The 14,876-nt window shown below is 63.2% G+C and carries 15 protein-coding genes; 6 read left to right on the top strand and 9 right to left on the bottom strand.

Going from position 1 to position 14,876, the window contains the following annotated elements:
- Nucleotides 1-44: 44 nt before the first annotated feature.
- Complete coding sequence (fadD1, locus tag HU719_RS19055) at nt 45-1,742, bottom strand: long-chain-fatty-acid--CoA ligase FadD1 (RefSeq protein WP_186522231.1); 1,698 nt, start codon at nt 1,740-1,742, stop codon at nt 45-47.
- 404 nt (nt 1,743-2,146) lie between these two features.
- Nucleotides 2,147-3,835, bottom strand: a complete 1,689-nt coding sequence (gene fadD2, locus HU719_RS19050; protein ID WP_186536971.1) for a long-chain-fatty-acid--CoA ligase FadD2 — start codon at nt 3,833-3,835, stop codon at nt 2,147-2,149.
- A 203-nt stretch (nt 3,836-4,038) separates the two neighbouring features.
- Here fadD2 and HU719_RS19045 point away from each other — a divergent pair, with 203 nt between their 5' ends.
- Nucleotides 4,039-4,983, top strand: coding sequence for an alpha/beta hydrolase (locus HU719_RS19045; RefSeq protein ID WP_186536972.1), 945 nt, complete (start codon nt 4,039-4,041; stop codon nt 4,981-4,983).
- A gap of 34 nt (nt 4,984-5,017) precedes the next feature.
- Nucleotides 5,018-5,488: a MaoC family dehydratase gene (locus HU719_RS19040; RefSeq protein WP_186522234.1), complete on the top strand. Its 471-nt coding sequence runs from the start codon at nt 5,018-5,020 to the stop codon at nt 5,486-5,488.
- 56 nt (nt 5,489-5,544) lie between these two features.
- Here HU719_RS19040 and HU719_RS19035 read toward each other — a convergent pair whose 3' ends face one another.
- Both HU719_RS19035 and HU719_RS19030 read right to left on the bottom strand, forming a co-directional pair.
- Nucleotides 5,545-6,189, bottom strand: coding sequence for a LysE family translocator (locus HU719_RS19035; RefSeq protein ID WP_186522235.1), 645 nt, complete (start codon nt 6,187-6,189; stop codon nt 5,545-5,547).
- Between the two features lie 65 nt (nt 6,190-6,254).
- On the bottom strand, nt 6,255-7,208 hold the full coding sequence (locus HU719_RS19030) for a threonine dehydratase (protein WP_186536973.1): 954 nt from the start codon (nt 7,206-7,208) through the stop codon (nt 6,255-6,257).
- A 76-nt stretch (nt 7,209-7,284) separates the two neighbouring features.
- On the opposite strand from HU719_RS19030, the gene HU719_RS19025 reads away from it, so the two are divergent.
- Nucleotides 7,285-8,646 carry an aminotransferase-like domain-containing protein gene (locus HU719_RS19025; protein WP_186536974.1) on the top strand — a complete coding sequence of 454 codons (1,362 nt, stop codon included), beginning with the start codon at nt 7,285-7,287 and terminating at the stop codon, nt 8,644-8,646.
- Between the two features lie 216 nt (nt 8,647-8,862).
- On the opposite strand, the gene HU719_RS19020 is transcribed toward HU719_RS19025, so the two are convergent.
- Nucleotides 8,863-9,129 carry a DUF2790 domain-containing protein gene (locus tag HU719_RS19020; RefSeq protein ID WP_186536975.1) on the bottom strand — a complete coding sequence of 89 codons (267 nt, stop codon included), beginning with the start codon at nt 9,127-9,129 and terminating at the stop codon, nt 8,863-8,865.
- 242 nt (nt 9,130-9,371) lie between these two features.
- Between HU719_RS19020 and HU719_RS19015 the strand changes: the two genes are divergently transcribed.
- The gene (locus tag HU719_RS19015) at nt 9,372-9,821 is read left to right on the top strand and encodes a GNAT family N-acetyltransferase (RefSeq protein ID WP_186536976.1); all 450 of its coding nucleotides are present in this window, start codon (nt 9,372-9,374) and stop codon (nt 9,819-9,821) included.
- Here the strand turns inward: HU719_RS19015 and def are convergent.
- The 3 genes from def to HU719_RS19000 all read right to left on the bottom strand — a co-directional run bounded on the left by def (nt 9,776) and on the right by HU719_RS19000 (nt 11,643).
- The gene (gene def, locus HU719_RS19010; RefSeq protein WP_186536977.1) at nt 9,776-10,312 is read right to left on the bottom strand and encodes a peptide deformylase; all 537 of its coding nucleotides are present in this window, start codon (nt 10,310-10,312) and stop codon (nt 9,776-9,778) included. The genes HU719_RS19015 and def overlap by 46 nt on opposite strands.
- The gene (locus HU719_RS19005; RefSeq protein WP_186536978.1) at nt 10,309-11,262 is read right to left on the bottom strand and encodes a YihY/virulence factor BrkB family protein; all 954 of its coding nucleotides are present in this window, start codon (nt 11,260-11,262) and stop codon (nt 10,309-10,311) included. The genes def and HU719_RS19005 overlap by 4 nt, the downstream gene beginning before the upstream one ends.
- 201 nt (nt 11,263-11,463) lie before the next feature.
- Nucleotides 11,464-11,643: a CsbD family protein gene (locus tag HU719_RS19000; protein WP_186522247.1), complete on the bottom strand. Its 180-nt coding sequence runs from the start codon at nt 11,641-11,643 to the stop codon at nt 11,464-11,466.
- A 241-nt stretch (nt 11,644-11,884) separates the two neighbouring features.
- Here HU719_RS19000 and HU719_RS18995 point away from each other — a divergent pair, with 241 nt between their 5' ends.
- Together HU719_RS18995 and HU719_RS18990 are read left to right on the top strand one after the other, a co-directional pair.
- Nucleotides 11,885-13,354 (top strand): right-handed parallel beta-helix repeat-containing protein, encoded by a 1,470-nt coding sequence (locus HU719_RS18995; RefSeq protein ID WP_186536979.1) that lies wholly within the window; start codon nt 11,885-11,887, stop codon nt 13,352-13,354.
- Nucleotides 13,355-13,597: 243 nt separating this feature from the next.
- Complete coding sequence (locus HU719_RS18990; protein WP_186522249.1) at nt 13,598-13,978, top strand: hypothetical protein; 381 nt, start codon at nt 13,598-13,600, stop codon at nt 13,976-13,978.
- On the opposite strand, the gene HU719_RS18985 is transcribed toward HU719_RS18990, so the two are convergent.
- Nucleotides 13,979-14,815 (bottom strand): CvfB family protein, encoded by an 837-nt coding sequence (locus tag HU719_RS18985; RefSeq protein WP_186536980.1) that lies wholly within the window; start codon nt 14,813-14,815, stop codon nt 13,979-13,981.
- Nucleotides 14,816-14,876 lie beyond the last annotated feature (61 nt).

Raw genomic sequence — 14,876 nt, 5'->3', positions numbered from 1 at the left:
GGCGATAGCCTGCGATGGGCCGCAGCGCGGCCCTGCTGTGAAAATCAGGCGATCTTCTTCAGGCCTTGCTTTTTCAGCTCTTCATCACGCAGTTCGCGGCGCAGGATCTTGCCCACGTTGGTGGTCGGCAAGGCATCGCGGAACTCGATAGCCTTGGGCACCTTGTAACCGGTGACATTGGCGCGCATGTGCTCCATCACCTGCTCCTTGGTCAAGGTCATGCCCGGCTTGACCACGATGAACACCTTGATCAGCTCACCGGTTTTTTCATCCGGTACGCCGATGGCCGCGCATTGCAGCACGCCCGGCAAGGCCGCCAGCACATCTTCGAGCTCGTTAGGGTAGACGTTGAAGCCCGACACCAGAATCATGTCTTTCTTGCGGTCGACGATGCGCATGTAGCCGTCCGGCTGGATCAACGCAATGTCGCCGGTCTTCAACCAGCCGTTGCTGTCGAGAATCTCGGCGGTGGCTTCGTCGCGCTGCCAGTAGCCCTTCATCACCTGCGGGCCCTTGATGCACAGCTCGCCCACTTCGCCCAGCGGCAGTTCCTGGCCGGCGTCGTCGATGACCTTGCACAGCGTCGAAGGCACCGGAATACCGATGGTCCCCACCTGGTTGGCCTCGGCCGGGTTGACCGCCGCCACCGGGCTGGTCTCGGTCATGCCATAGCCTTCACAGATGGCGCAGCCAGTGACAGCCTTCCAGCGCTCGGCAACACTCAGTTGCAGGGCCATGCCGCCCGACAGGGTGATTTTCAGCGCTGAGAAGTCCAAGGCGCGGAACGCCTCGCTGTTGCACAGAGCCACGAACAGCGTGTTCAGCCCGACAAAGCCGCTGAACTTCCATTTGCTCAACTCTTTGACCATCGCCGGCAGGTCACGCGGGTTGCTGATCAACACGTTGTGGTTGCCGATCAGCATCATCGCCATGCAATGGAAGGTAAACGCATAGATGTGGTACAGCGGCAGCGGCGTGATGAGGATCTCGCAACCTTCGTGCAGGTTGGCGCCCATCAGCGCACGGCACTGCAGCATGTTCGCCACCAGGTTGCGGTGGGTGAGCATCGCGCCCTTGGCAACCCCGGTGGTACCGCCGGTGTATTGCAGCACGGCAACATCGTTGGGCTGCGGGTTGGCCTCGGTGACTGCGCCGCCTTTGCCCAGCGCCAGGGCGTCGTTGAAACGCACCGCCTTGGGCAGGTTGTAGGCCGGCACCATCTTTTTCACGTACTTGACGACGCTGTTGATCAGCAGACGCTTGAGCGGCGGCAGCAGGTCGGCCACTTCAGTGACGATGACGTGGCGCACCTGGGTCTTGGGGACGACTTTTTCGGCAAGGTGCGCCATGTTGGCCAGGCACACCAGCGCCTTGGCGCCGGAATCGTTGAACTGGTGCTCCAGCTCCCGCGCGGTGTACAGCGGGTTGGTATTGACCACGATCAGCCCGGCGCGCATGGCACCGAACACCGCTACCGGGTATTGCAGCACGTTGGGCAGTTGCACGGCGATACGGTCGCCTGGCTGCAGGTCGGTGTGCTGTTGCAGCCAGGCGGCGAAGGCGCCGGACAGCGTGTACAGCTCACCATAGGTGAGGGTCTTGCCCAGGTTGCTAAAGGCAGGTTTATCGGCAAAGCGATGGCAGGATTGCTTGAGTACGGCCTGGATATTGGGGAATTCGTCAGGATTGATGTCCGCCGTTATCCCGGCTGGGTACTTATCCTTCCAAAAATGTTCGATCATGGAAGCCCGCTCCTTCAGCAACAGCGAATTCGGTACGCGTCAATGCGCTTATTATTGATATGGAAAGCCGGCTTGCTGGCAAGCCGGGCATCCTCAGAAACGCGCCGAGAGTATCAGCTTTGCCAAGGGTCGCCTAGAGGCCGAAACGGGCTTCACGGTCACGAAAATGACTGCATAGCCAAGCCTGGTCACGAACATATTGCCCTGTCGCGCAGAGAACTGGGCAGCGTGGGAGATTCTATGGGTTTGTACCTGCCTGTTCTCGCCAGACACCTCTCCTTGTGGCGAGCGGGCTCGCCACAACTCTCTATCATTTCCCGCAGGATTGGGCCCCACCGCAATGTTGCGGTTGAGCACGGCCTCAGTGGGCGACAGCCTGCGATTGGCCGGAACGGCCCTGACGATCAGGCCGTGTCGCGCAGCTCTCGGCGCAGGATCTTGCCCACCGGCGTCATCGGCAGCGAGTCACGCAGCACGATGTGCTTGGGCACTTTGTAGCCGGTGAGATTGGCCTTGCAGTAGGCCTTGAGCTCCTCGACGCTGACCCCGCCTGCCCGTGGCACCACGAACAGCTTGACCGCCTCCCCCGAGCGCTCGTCAGGCACGCCGATGGCTGCACAACTGGCTACCTGCGGGTGGTTCATCAGCACGTCTTCGATTTCGTTGGGGTACACATTGAAACCCGAGACGATGATCATGTCCTTCTTGCGGTCGACGATACGGGTAAACCCGTCCGGGTCGATGATCGCGATATCGCCCGTTTTGAACCAGCCCTCGGCGTCCAGGGCCTGGGCGGTGGCTTCAGCTTGCTGCCAGTAGCCTTTCATGACCTGCGGGCCCTTGATGCACAGCTCGCCCCGTTCACCCAAGGGCTGCTCGTTGCCATCGTCGTCGATTACCTTGAACGCGGTGCCGACCACCGGGATACCCACCGTGCCCAGACGCGCCAGCTTGCCGTAGGGGTTGGTGCTGGCCACGGGTGAGGTTTCGGTAAGCCCATAGCCTTCGACAATACGGCAGCCAGTGAGCGCCTCCCAGCGTTCAGCAGTGGCCTTGACCAAGGCCGTGCCGCCAGAGTTGGTGACTTTGAGCGCCGAAAAATCCAGGGCCTTGAAGCCTGGGTGGTCCATCAGCGCCACAAACAGCGTGTTAAGCCCAAGCAGGCCGGTAAAGCGCCACTTGCCCAGCTCTTTGATGAAACCTGCGATATCCCGAGGGTTGGTGATCAGCACGTTATGGTTGCCGGTCACCATCATGCACATGCAATTCGCGGTGAAGGCATAGATGTGGTACAGCGGCAGCGGCGCGATCATCACCTCCTGCCCTTCCTTGATCAGCGGCTGGCCGTCGGGCCCGTGTTGGGCAAAACAGGCCAGCACCTGCAGCATGTTGGCGACCAGGTTGCCGTGGGTGAGCATGGCGCCTTTGGCCAGGCCCGTGGTGCCACCGGTGTATTGCAGCACGGCAACATCATCGAGCACCTGCGGCACCGCCTGGTGCGACTGGCCGCGGCCCTGGCGCAGCACCTGCTTGAACGACACGGCCTGGGGCAACTGATAGGCCGGGACCATCTTCTTGAACTTGTCGATCACGGTGTTGACCAGCCAGCCCTTGGCCGCAGGCAACAAGTCGCCCATTTTGGCCTCGATCAGATAGTCGATGCCGGTGTCGGGCAGCACCGCCTGCACACGGCTGCCGAACATGTTCAGGTAAACCAGGGCGCGGGCGCCGGAGTCCTGGAACTGGTGGCGCATCTCACGCTCGGTGTACAGCGGGTTGGTGTTGACCACCACAAGCCCTGCGCGCAGGGCGCCGAACACGGTAATCGGGTATTGCAGCACGTTGGGCATCTGCACCGCGATGCGCTCACCGGGCTTGAGGTCGGTGTGCTGCTGCAGCCAGGCGGCGAAGGCGGCGCTGTGGCGCTCAAGCTCGGCGTAGGTGAGCGTAACCCCCAGGTTGCTGAACGCCGGGCGGTCGGCGAAGCGCTTGCAGGAGCGCTCGAACACTTCGACCACCGAGCTGTAGGCGCTGAGGTCGAGGGTGGATGGCACGCCCTGGGGGCGTTTGTCGTTCCAGAAGTCGGCTTGCATTTATTATTGTTCCTCTGCCTGGCGCTGCGATGAGTCCCTTGCCGTAACTGCAAAAAGGCGTTGTGCCGACGTTAGCAGGTCCCCCCCAGGTGGCAAACACGCCAAGTGCTGCCATTAACATTGTGAATCTTATTTGTGCCCTTCCTGCAATCTCAGCGGTTGTGCGTACACTAGTGAACACACCCCGCGGACAAGGACCGGCCATGCCCCATGACGCCTTCTGGTTGCCTGCCAGCGAGCATTGCAGCCTGTACGTGCACCAGTGGCTGCCATCCACACCGGTCAAGGCCGTGGTGCTGCTGGCCCACGGCATGGCCGAGCATGCCGGGCGCTACCAGCGTCTGGGCGAAGCCTTGAATGACGCAGGGTTTGCCTTGTTCGGCCACGACCAGCGCGGCCACGGCCGCACCGCCGAGCCGGGCAGCATGGGGCTGTTCGCCATGCACAATGGCTGGGATGCCGTGGTCAACGACCTTGGCGTGCTGGCCCAGCACATCGGCCAGCAGTTTCCCGGCACGCCGCTGTTTCTGTTTGGCCACAGCATGGGCAGCTACATCGCCCAGGCTTACCTGCTGCACCACAGCGCCAGCCTGCAAGGGGCAATTCTCAGCGGCTCCAACTATCAACCGGCACTGTTTTACCGCTGCGCGCGGCAGATCGCGCGGCTGGAAACCTGGCGCCAGGGGCCACTGGGCAAAAGTGCGCTGATCGATTGGCTGTCGTTCGGCTCGTTCAACAGGCCATTCAAGCCCAACCGCACGCGCTTCGACTGGCTAAGCCGCGACCCTGAAGAGGTCGACCGCTACATCGCCGACCCACTGTGCGGCTTTCGCTGCTGCAACCAGCTATGGCTCGACCTGCTGCTGGGGCTGGCGCGAATCAGCCGTGCCAAGCACCTGGCGCAGATCGATCCGAACCTGCCGATGCTGGTAATTGGCGGAGAATGTGATCCGGTGAGTACCGGCAAGCGTCTCACCCATCTGGCCGACGCCCTGCGCGCGACCGGCAACCGCCACGTGCAACTGCGCCTGTACCCCGGCGCCCGGCACGAAGTGCTCAACGAAACCCATCGCGACGAGGTCATGGCAGACATCATCGGCTGGCTGGAGCAGGCGCTGGCCCTTGGCCGCCCTGCCCGCAGTGAATGATTGCCGCCCTTTGCGCCTCAACCAGGAAACCTCGATGACCCAGGTCACCAACACGCCTTACGAAGCCCTCGAAGTCGGCCAGAAAGCCACCTTTGAAAAGTCCGTTGAAGAACGTGATATCCAGTTGTTCGCCGCTATGTCCGGTGACCACAACCCGGTGCACCTGGACGCCGAATTCGCCGCCAAGAGCATGTTCCGCGAGCGCATCGCCCACGGCATGTTCAGCGGTGCGCTGATCAGCGCCGCGGTGGCCTGCACCCTGCCCGGCCCTGGCACTATCTACCTGGGACAGCAAATGAGCTTCCAGAAACCGGTGAAAATCGGCGATACCCTGACCGTGCGCCTGGAAATCCTGGAAAAGCTGCCCAAGTTCAAAGTGCGCATCGCAACCAACGTCTACAACCAGAACGACGAACTGGTGGTTCAAGGTGAGGCCGAGATTCTGGCCCCGCGCAAGCAACAGACTGTCGAACTGGTAAGCCCGCCGAATTTCGTCGCCAGCTGACAGCAGCCCTGGCAACGCTTGGCTCGAACGCGACTCGGGCCAAGCGGCCCCCAAGGTTATGCCGGCGGGCTGGCCAGAATGAATTCGCGATACCCCGAAACAATCACGTACACCGCGAAATAGCAGAAAATCGCCGCAGAAAGTACGTAAGACCACGTCAGCAGCCGGTCACCGAGCAAGCGTCCGCCATGGCTGGCGATGGCGCACAACGACACGCACCAGAACAGCCCCGCCGCAAAGAACCCCGCCAGAAACAACCCGGCATCCAGCGCACTGTCCGCACCTGAACGTGAGATCAACACGCCACCCACTGCTGCGAACCACAAAATAGCGGTGGGCGATGACATGGCCAGGAAGATACCCCGCAGAAACTCGCGCCAGCCTGACTCACTGCGCACTTCGCTGCGGGCATCCATGTGCCCGCCGCGCCAGGCCGCCAGCAGCATTTTCAGGGCAAACCACACCAACAGTGCCGAGCCGCCCAGCCACAAGGCCCAGCGCACGCTTTCAAACTGCAAAAGCACCGTCATGCCGGCAAGTGCGGCGATCGCGTAGACAAGATCACCGACACAGGTACCCAGCCCCAGCCAGAAGCCGCGCAGAAAACCGCGCTGCATGGCCAGGGTGATCATGGCGATGTTGGCAATACCGATGTCCAGGCACAGGGACAGGCTGAGCAGAAATCCATTTGAAAAGGGCATCGGTCACTCGGGGCGATCATGGAAAGAGCGCGGATTGTAGGGAAAAACCCACGCCCTTGGCCAACCTAGCCCGCCAACACACGCGCATACACGGCCCGGTCGACGTTTGCCCCGCTCAGCACCACGGCCACGCGCCGGCCGGCCTGGCGCGCGCGCTCCTGCATCAGCGCAGCCAGTCCCGCCGCACCTGCGCCTTCGGCGGTGTTGTGGGTGGCTTCGTGGTACAGGCGCATGGCGCCGGCCACCTCGGCATCGCTCACCCGCACGATGCGCGCGGCATGCTCGCGGACCAGGGCAAACGCATCCGGGTGCGGCATGCGGCAGGCCATGCCATCGGCGAAGGTGTCGGCGCTGGCGGTGGTGACGATGCGGCCCTGCTCGAAGCTTTGCGCATAAGCATCAGCGGCGCTGGACACCACGCCGACGATTTCGGTGCGCAGCCCCAGCAGGTTGCGCGCCAGGATCAAGCCGCAAATACCCGAGCCCATGCCGATAGGCACATAAACGCAATCAAGGTCGGCAACGGCCTCGAACAACTCCAGCGCATAGGTGGCCACGCCGCGCACCAACTCGGCATGGAAGGACGGCACCATGGCGTAGCCACGCGCCTGGGCAAGCCGCGCCGCTTCTTCGCGGGCCACGTCAAAGTCGGCGCCGTGTTCAATCAGCTCAGCACCCAAAGCGCGCATGGCGGCGTTCTTTTCCTGCGAGTTGCCCTCAGGCACCACGATGACCAGCGGCAGATTGGCCTGGCGCGCGGCCAAGGCCATGCTCTGGCCGTGGTTACCCCGGGTGGCGGTGACCAGCCCACGCGGCAGCTCGCCTGCCGCCAGCAACGAACGCACATAGACCAGCCCGCCACGCACCTTGAATGCGCCGGTGGGTGCGTGGTTTTCATGTTTGACCCACACCTGGCAACCCAGCCGGTCAGCCAGCAGTGGCCAGGCGTGTTGCGGCGTCGGTGGTACGTGCTGATGAACGAAAGCGGCGGCTTCACGCAGGGCGGGCAAGTCGAACATGGCGGGCATCCTTGGTCGGTACGAGGTTGAACCGATGCTAAGCGCCGGGCATTGTATGGGTCCAAGACTATATTGCATGGGCGACAATTTCGTGTGGACCCCAACCCTGGCCGACGATGGCCAACCTCGCTACCTGGCGCTGGTGGCAGCCATTGCCATGGCTATCGAACGCGGCGAGTTGCAAGTCGGCGAACGCTTGCCGCCGCAAAGGCGCCTGGCCTGGGCCATGGGCCTGAACCCCAGTACCACGCAGCAGGCGTACCGCGAGGCCGCCGCGCGCCACCTGGTGGCAGGCGAGGTCGGGCGCGGCACTTATGTGCTGGCGGGCAGCAAGGAGGCCACGTTGTTTCGGCTGAAACAACACGATCGGCTGCCGGGGATGATTGATCTTTCGACCAACGTGCCGGTGGTTGACCCGCACAATACCGACTTGCAGCACAGCCTGCGCACCCTGCTCGATAGCGGTGCCTATGGGCTGCTGGATCACTACCTGGGCCCTGAACAGTTGTTGCTGGGCCGCGTGCATGGCGCACAGTGGCTGGCCAACCGCGGCCTTGCGTTGCACCCGGAAGAACTGGCGCTCAGTGGCGGCGCCCAGCAGGCATTGTTGAGCGTGCTGCAGTCGCTGTGCTCAGCCGGCGAACCGGTGCTGGTCGAAGCGCTCACAGCCCCCGGCATCAAGGCCGCATGCCGCCAGTTGCACCTGCCGGTGCATGGCGTTGCGCTGGATGGGCACGGTCTGCGCGCGGACGACCTGGACCGCGTGGCCCGCGCCAGCGGGGCGCGGGTGCTGGTCTGCACGCCCACCCTGCACAACCCGACCGGCGCCTGCATGGACGAACCGCGCCGGCAGGCGTTGGCCGAGGTGGTCAGGCGCCATGGACTGCTGGTGATCGAAGATGATGTCTATGGTGCCCTGGCAGATCAGCCGCCGCTGTACCCGCTGCTGGAGGGCCGTGGGGTGTTGGTGAGCAGTTTGTCCAAGACCGTTGCCGCAGGTTTGCGCATGGGCTGGATCGTTGCCCATCCGACGCTGCTGGCACGCATCGACCCGCATGCCCAGGCGACCCACTGGACGGTCTCGCCGCTGAACCTGCGCATTGCCTGTCAGTGGATCGCCGACGGCAGCGCCGCGCGCAGGCTGGCCTGGCAGCGCCAGGAAATCGCCGAGCGCTGGCGGCTGGCACGGGCAGTGCTTGGGCGTGCGCTGGTCAGTACTGGCGGCCCGTCACCGCATGTGTGGGTGGGCACGCGAGCCAGTGCTGACGAGGTGGCGGCGATGTGCCGCGAGCGGGGCGTGGAGGTGGTGCCAGCGAGTGTGTTCGCGGTGGCAACGCAGATGCCCCGAGCGGTGCGCATAAGCCTTTCGGCGGCGGCGAACCGGGCACAGTTGAAGCAAGGGTTGGAGTGGGTTGGCCAAGTACTGGCCGAGGGCTGAGTGACCAGGTTTGGCCTCATCGCGGGGCAAGCCCGCTCCCACGAACTGCGCGTCTGGCATCCCTTGGAGACCGGGCGCGGTCTGTGTGGGAGATTCTATGGGTTTGTACAATCCTGCGCTCGCCACGACTATCTATCATTTCCCACAGGATTGGGTCCAACCACCAACGTTGCGATTGAGCACGGCATCCATACCTGGCGCCAGCCTGCCTAAACCTCAACTCTGGCTACATCCCTCACCCATCGCCCGGTACTGCAAGGTGTGCACCCGGCCCTGGTGGTCTTCGTAGGTGATGGTGGCAGGCACCACTTCGCAGACGTTAGGGATGGTCGACAGGCTGATCACCCGCTTGATGTCGAGGTTGGTGGAATAGTCATATTGCTCCACCACTGGCGCCTGAGCGCCGCTGGCGGGGGTGGTGGCCGCGTCCGCGAAGGCGAACGAAGACACACCGACCAATGCAAGAATCAGTAGGGCTTTCATGATTTTCGAACCTTGATGGCTAACAAGCTGATCGCGTGACTTCTGATGCCGTCACTGGCGCGGAGAAGTTGTTGCCGAGGTGCAGCAACACGAAGTACCGATCCCGCTTTTGCGTACTGCGCTGGGGATAGGAAAAATTCTACGCCTGCCGAAAAATAGTTGAACCCCAAAGTAGGACATTCACCCTTGCGCCTTTTGCAACAATCTGCGACAAAGCCCCGCCAAGCCACTCAGGGCCCCGCATGCTGCCGCTGACCTGCACCCTCCTCCCATCGCCGCAACGCCGCCTGCTGGAGCAGCTCTACCACCAGCACGGCTCACGCATGCGCACAGCCGGCGATGGCCAGCAATGGGTGGCACGGGCAAACGAGATTGTTGGCGGGCTCAACCTGACCCCGGTTGCCGAGGGCTACTGGCTGACAGGTTTGTTCGTGGCGCCGCAGTGCCGAGGCCAGCAAGTCGCCAGCCGGCTGATTCACGCCGCCCTGATGGCCAACCCCGCGCCAGTATGGCTGTTCTGTGACCCGCAGTTGGCAGCGTTCTACGCCCGCTTGGGCTTCAGCAGCACCGAGCACCTGCCCGAGGCGCTGGCCTCGCGCCTGGCGCGCTACCAGCGCAGCAAGCCGTTGCTGGCCATGCAACGCGGTCAGTCCTCGGCGACATCCAGCCCGGGGAACAGCACGTCGGTGTAGCCGAAGCGGCTGAAGTCCTGGATGCGCGAGGGGTAAAGGCGGCCAATCAGGTGATCGCACTCATGCTGCACCACCCGCGCATGGAAACCTTCGGCAAAGCGCTCGACCGGGCGGCCTTGCGGGTCGAGACCGGTGTAGCGGATGCGCGTGTAGCGCGGCACCACGCCGCGCAGCCCGGGCACCGACAGGCAACCCTCCCAGCCATCCTCGACTTCAGTGCCCAGCGGGGTGATCACCGGGTTGAGCAGGATCGTGCGCGGCACCGGCTCTGCGTCCGGGTAACGCTCGCTGCGCTCGAAGCCGAAAATCACCAGTTGCAGGTCGATGCCGATCTGCGGCGCCGCCAAGCCTACGCCGCCGACATGGGCCATGGTTTCGAACATGTCGTCGATCAATTGCTGCAGCTCAGGGCTGCCGAGCATATGCGCAGGCACCGGCGGGGCGATGCGCAGCAGGCGTTCATCGCCCATCTTGAGAATGTCGCGGATCATCGGTCGTTCGGCTCAGGCGGCTGGGGGGCGATAGGGTGGGGATGGCCAAGTACAGTGTGCGGCGCAGTGGCAGGCTCGTCGTGGAACTCCTTCTCACCGGGGTTCTTGCCTTCAGCCACCATGTGCTCGATCACCGCGTTCATTTCGGCGCCCAGCAACAGTACCGCGGCCGAGATATAGAAATACAGCAGCAGCACGATGATCGCCCCGATGCTGCCATACATGGCGTTGTAGTCGGCGAAGGTCTTCACGTAGTAGGCAAAGCCCAGCGAGGCGATGATCCATACCACCACGGCCAGCACCGAACCAGGGGTGATGAAGCGAAACTTCTGCTCCACATCCGGCATGACGTAGTACATCAGCGCCACCGCCACCATCATCAAAATGATGATCGCCGGCCAGCGCAGGATGGTCCACAGGGTCACCACGGCCTCCTGCAAGCCTACCCGGGCGGCAATCCACTCCATCACCTGCGGGCCCAGCACCATCAACGCAGCGGCGGCCAGCAACATGCCGGCGATGCCAATGGTGTAGAACACCGACAGCGGAAAGCGCTTCCAGACCGGGCGCCCTTCGGGCACATCATAGGCGGCGTTCATCGCGCTCATCATCAGCCGCACACCGGCCGACGCGGTCCACAGCGCAATCACGATACCCACCGACAACAGCCCGCCCTTGGACTGCTGCAACTGGTCGATCACCGGGTTCACCTGCTCCAAGGCTTGGGGCGGCAATACCAGTTCTGACTGCAGGCGCAACCAGGAAAAGAAGTCAGGCAGGTGCAGAAAGCCAATCAGGGCAATCAGAAACAGCAGGAAGGGGAACAGCGAAAACAGCATCTGGTAGGCCAGCGCGGAGGCGTAGGTGGACATCTCGTCGTCGACGAATTCCTTGACGGTGCGCACCAGCACGCGGTGCAGAGGCAGGCCGCGCAGGTCGGGGAAAATCATAGCGTCTCCTTTCGCCGCTTGATCATCGAGGGCTGGCCCGGCGTTAAATCGGGCCGCCGGTACAGACAAGTCTAATAGACCCTACAGCAACTGTAAGTGCACAGCGCGAAGCAAAAAAACCGTCAAATGCATCGCGGGGCAAGCCTGCGGCCACAGATCACCCTGTGGCAACCGACTTGCCCCGCGATAAAGCGCACGCAATCAAGGCTTCTTGACGGCGTCCTTGACCTCACCCACCTTCTGTTGGGCTTCGCCCTTGAGTTCCTGGGCCTTGCCCTCGGCACGCAGTTTGTCGTTGTCGGTCACCTTGCCAACACCCTGCTTGATGTTGCCAATTGCTTCGTTGGCCAGGCCTTTCGCTTTATCCTTGGTGCCACTCATGGGATGACTCCTTGCTAAAGAGGCACGGGAAATCGTGCCGACAATGGATCGACCTTCGCACCTTCGCAAGAGTTTCAATGCGTTTGGCTGGCAACAGCCGAACGGTAAACAGCGGGCGAATATCGCACCGAATCCGCTGCCCAGACGCCGCCAGGCAAGCGCCCTGCCCTAGAATCGCCCTCAGACAGGCCGCCCTTGCCGGCGCGCCGCATAACAACAACAGTGACTGGAACCTCGCCCCATGCGTTTGATGCCTGCGCTCGCAGCCCTTTTGCCGCTACTCCCCCTGCCCGCCCTCGCAGCCCCTGCCGCCGTGCAAACCCTGACCGTCGAGCGCTACACCGACGACGGCCAGCCCGGCACCCTGCGCTGGGCCATCGAAACCAGCAACCAGAACCCCGGCCACTACCGCATCGAGATCGCCGCCCTGGGCACGCCGCCCTATGTGATCAGGCCCTCGCGGCCACTGCCGGAAATCAAGGGGCCAGTCAGCCTGAGTGGCCAGCCGTGGGCGCGTGAAGGCCAGTATGTGGCCATCGACGGCAGCGGCTATATCAAGGACCAGGGCGTGCGCACCTGCCCAGGCGCGGTGCCTGGCCAGTTCGGCACCAACGTGCGCACCACCACCCAGCGGGGGCTGGTGCTGCGTGATACCCAAGGCGTACACATCCAGGGCCTGGAGGTGCGTAATTTCTGCATCGGCATCCTGGTCAACCGCGCCAGCAACAACGTCATCGAAGACAACCGCATCACCGCCAACAAGGGCGGCGCCGGGGTCATGCTGACCGGCGATGACGGCGCTGGTAACCCGACCGCCACCACTACCAATAACAACAAGGTGCTGCGCAACCAACTGGTCGACAACGGCGACGGCCTGGAGCTGACTCGCGGCGCCGCCTTCAACCTGGTGGCCGACAACCTGTTCCGCTCCACCGCCGCCAACCCTGAGCCCTCCCAGGGCATCGAGATTCTGCTGGGCAACGACAACAGCGTGGTGCGCAACCGCTTCGAGAACTACTCCGATGGCTTGCAGATCAACTGGGGCAAGCGCAATTACCTGGCGGGCAACAGCTTCACCGGCAACTCCATCGGCGTCAGCGTGACCGGCGAGGGCAACATCCTTGACGGCAACCTGATCCATGGCAACCGCATCGGCGTGGCGCTGCGCCCGGAGCCTGAGGTGACCGCCACCCGCCTGAGCGCCAACCGTATCTGGAGCAACAGCCAGGATATCCGCCGCTGCGAGGCCGGCGGCTCATGCGTGCCAGACCAGCGCACCGGGGCGATTGTCTTCGGGGTACCGGCCCAGGCTCACGCGCTGTATGTGGGCTCTCGCGGTGTCGGCGCGGACCTGCCGAAAAAGGACCAGGCGATTATTTGCGACGCCAAAGGCGAGCCTGCGCCTTGCCAACCGCTGCCCAACCATAACCAGCAGCCGCCAACGCTGACGGCGCTTGACGGCAATGTGCTGCGTGGCGAGGTGCAAGGCCCTGCGTCGAGCCTGCTGCGGGTGGAGGTGTTTGGCAACGCGGCGGCGAATGCGACCGAGGCTGAGCAGTATCTGGGCGAGGTGTTGGTGAACAGTGATGCCCAAGGCCAGGCGCGTTTCAGCCAGGTGCTGGGGCAGGCCGAGGGGCTACACAGCTTTACCGCCACAGTGACCACGGCAGACGGCGCCACTTCGGAGCTGAGCCAGCCACTGCGCCGCTGAGCGTAGTGCTTGCCTATTGTCGCGTACCACAGTCTGTGTAGGAGCGGGCCTTGTGGCGAACGGGCTGCGCAGCAGCCCCGACGATTTTGAGTGAGGTCGAAATCCTGGGGCTGCTGCGCAGCCCGTTCGCGACACAAGGCCGCTCCTACGCCAATCGGCGACCCCGGCCCGAGCGGGCTTGCCCCGCGATCAGCAGAGCCGCACAATGTCGGGCCTTTCTGGCGTCAACCCGCAGGAACCTGCATGAAACTCGATAAACCCAGCGCCATCGCCCGCCGCAACCAGGCGATGAGCAAGCCGGTACTGACCAGTGCCAACACCTTGTTCGCCATCCTCGACAGCAAACGCAACCTGTGGTGGTTCGAAGTGCCGGTAGCGCTGCTGCGCAAAGGCCAGCCCGACTGGGTCAACCTGCTGCTGCACACCCCCGAAACCGATGAGTTGCAGCACCTGAAGGTGCCGGTCAACTTCCTCAAGGCTCACCAGGAGCAGATGGAAGTGCGCAACCCCGGTAAACGCCGCTCGACCATCAGCCTGGCACTGAGCGCCGACCGCGACTCACTGCTGCGCGACACCCGCCCAGGCGGCGAGCAGCTGGATTTCAGCACCTTCGTGCAGGCCTGATCAGGCCCGCTCGATCCGGTCGTCATGGATGACGATCAAGCCCTGCTTGAATAGCGCGCCAATCGCCTTCTTGAAGTTGCCCTTGCTGACATTGAACATCTGGCTGATGACCGCCGGGTCGCTCTTGTCGCACACCGGCAATACGCCACCGGCTGCATCCAGGCGCTGCATGATCTGCTCATTGAGGCCTTCAGCCAGGGCTTGCCCCACAGGTTGCAGGCTCAGGGCGATCTTGCCGTCGTGGCGCACTTCCTTGATGAACCCCTTCTCGTGCATGCCCGAGCGCAGGAACTTGAACACCTCGTTCTTGTGGATCAGGCCCCAATGGCGGTTGTTGATGATGGCCTTGAAGCCCATCGGCGTTTCGCCGGCAACCAGCAGTTCCACCGGCTGCCCGACCTTGTAGTCGGCTGGGGTGGTGTCCAGGTAGCGGTCCAGCTTGGCGGTGGCGGTAGGGCGACGGGTGCGCTTGTCCAGGTAGGCGTGCACCACGCAGTAGTCGCCGACCTTCAGCGGCCGCGACTCTTCGGAGTAAGGCATCAGCAAGTCCTTGGACAGGCCCCAGTCGAGGAAGATGCCCGAGCCGTTGATGTCCTTGACCTTCAGGCTGGCGAACTCGCCGACCTGCATCTTGGGTTTTTCGGTGGTCGCGATCAGCTGGTCTTCGCTGTCCAGGTAGATGAACACGTTCAGCCAGTCGTCGAGTTCAAGCTCGGCGTCCTTGGGGAAGTAGCGGCGCGGCAGCAGGATTTCGCCATCGGCGCCGCCGTCCAGGTACAGGCCGAACTCTACGTGTTTAACGATTTGCAAACTGTTGTAACGCCCAAGCAGAGCCATTTGTGAAGATCCTCCAGACAAGGCGGCTATTCTAACACCTGACCCGTTCGCCCGCCCGGGT

The organism is Pseudomonas farsensis, from assembly GCF_014268805.2.
Classification (GTDB): Bacteria; Pseudomonadota; Gammaproteobacteria; order Pseudomonadales; family Pseudomonadaceae; genus Aquipseudomonas; species Aquipseudomonas farsensis.
Note: the sequence above shows the minus strand (reverse complement) of the source record. Positions and strands in the feature narration are given on the sequence as shown.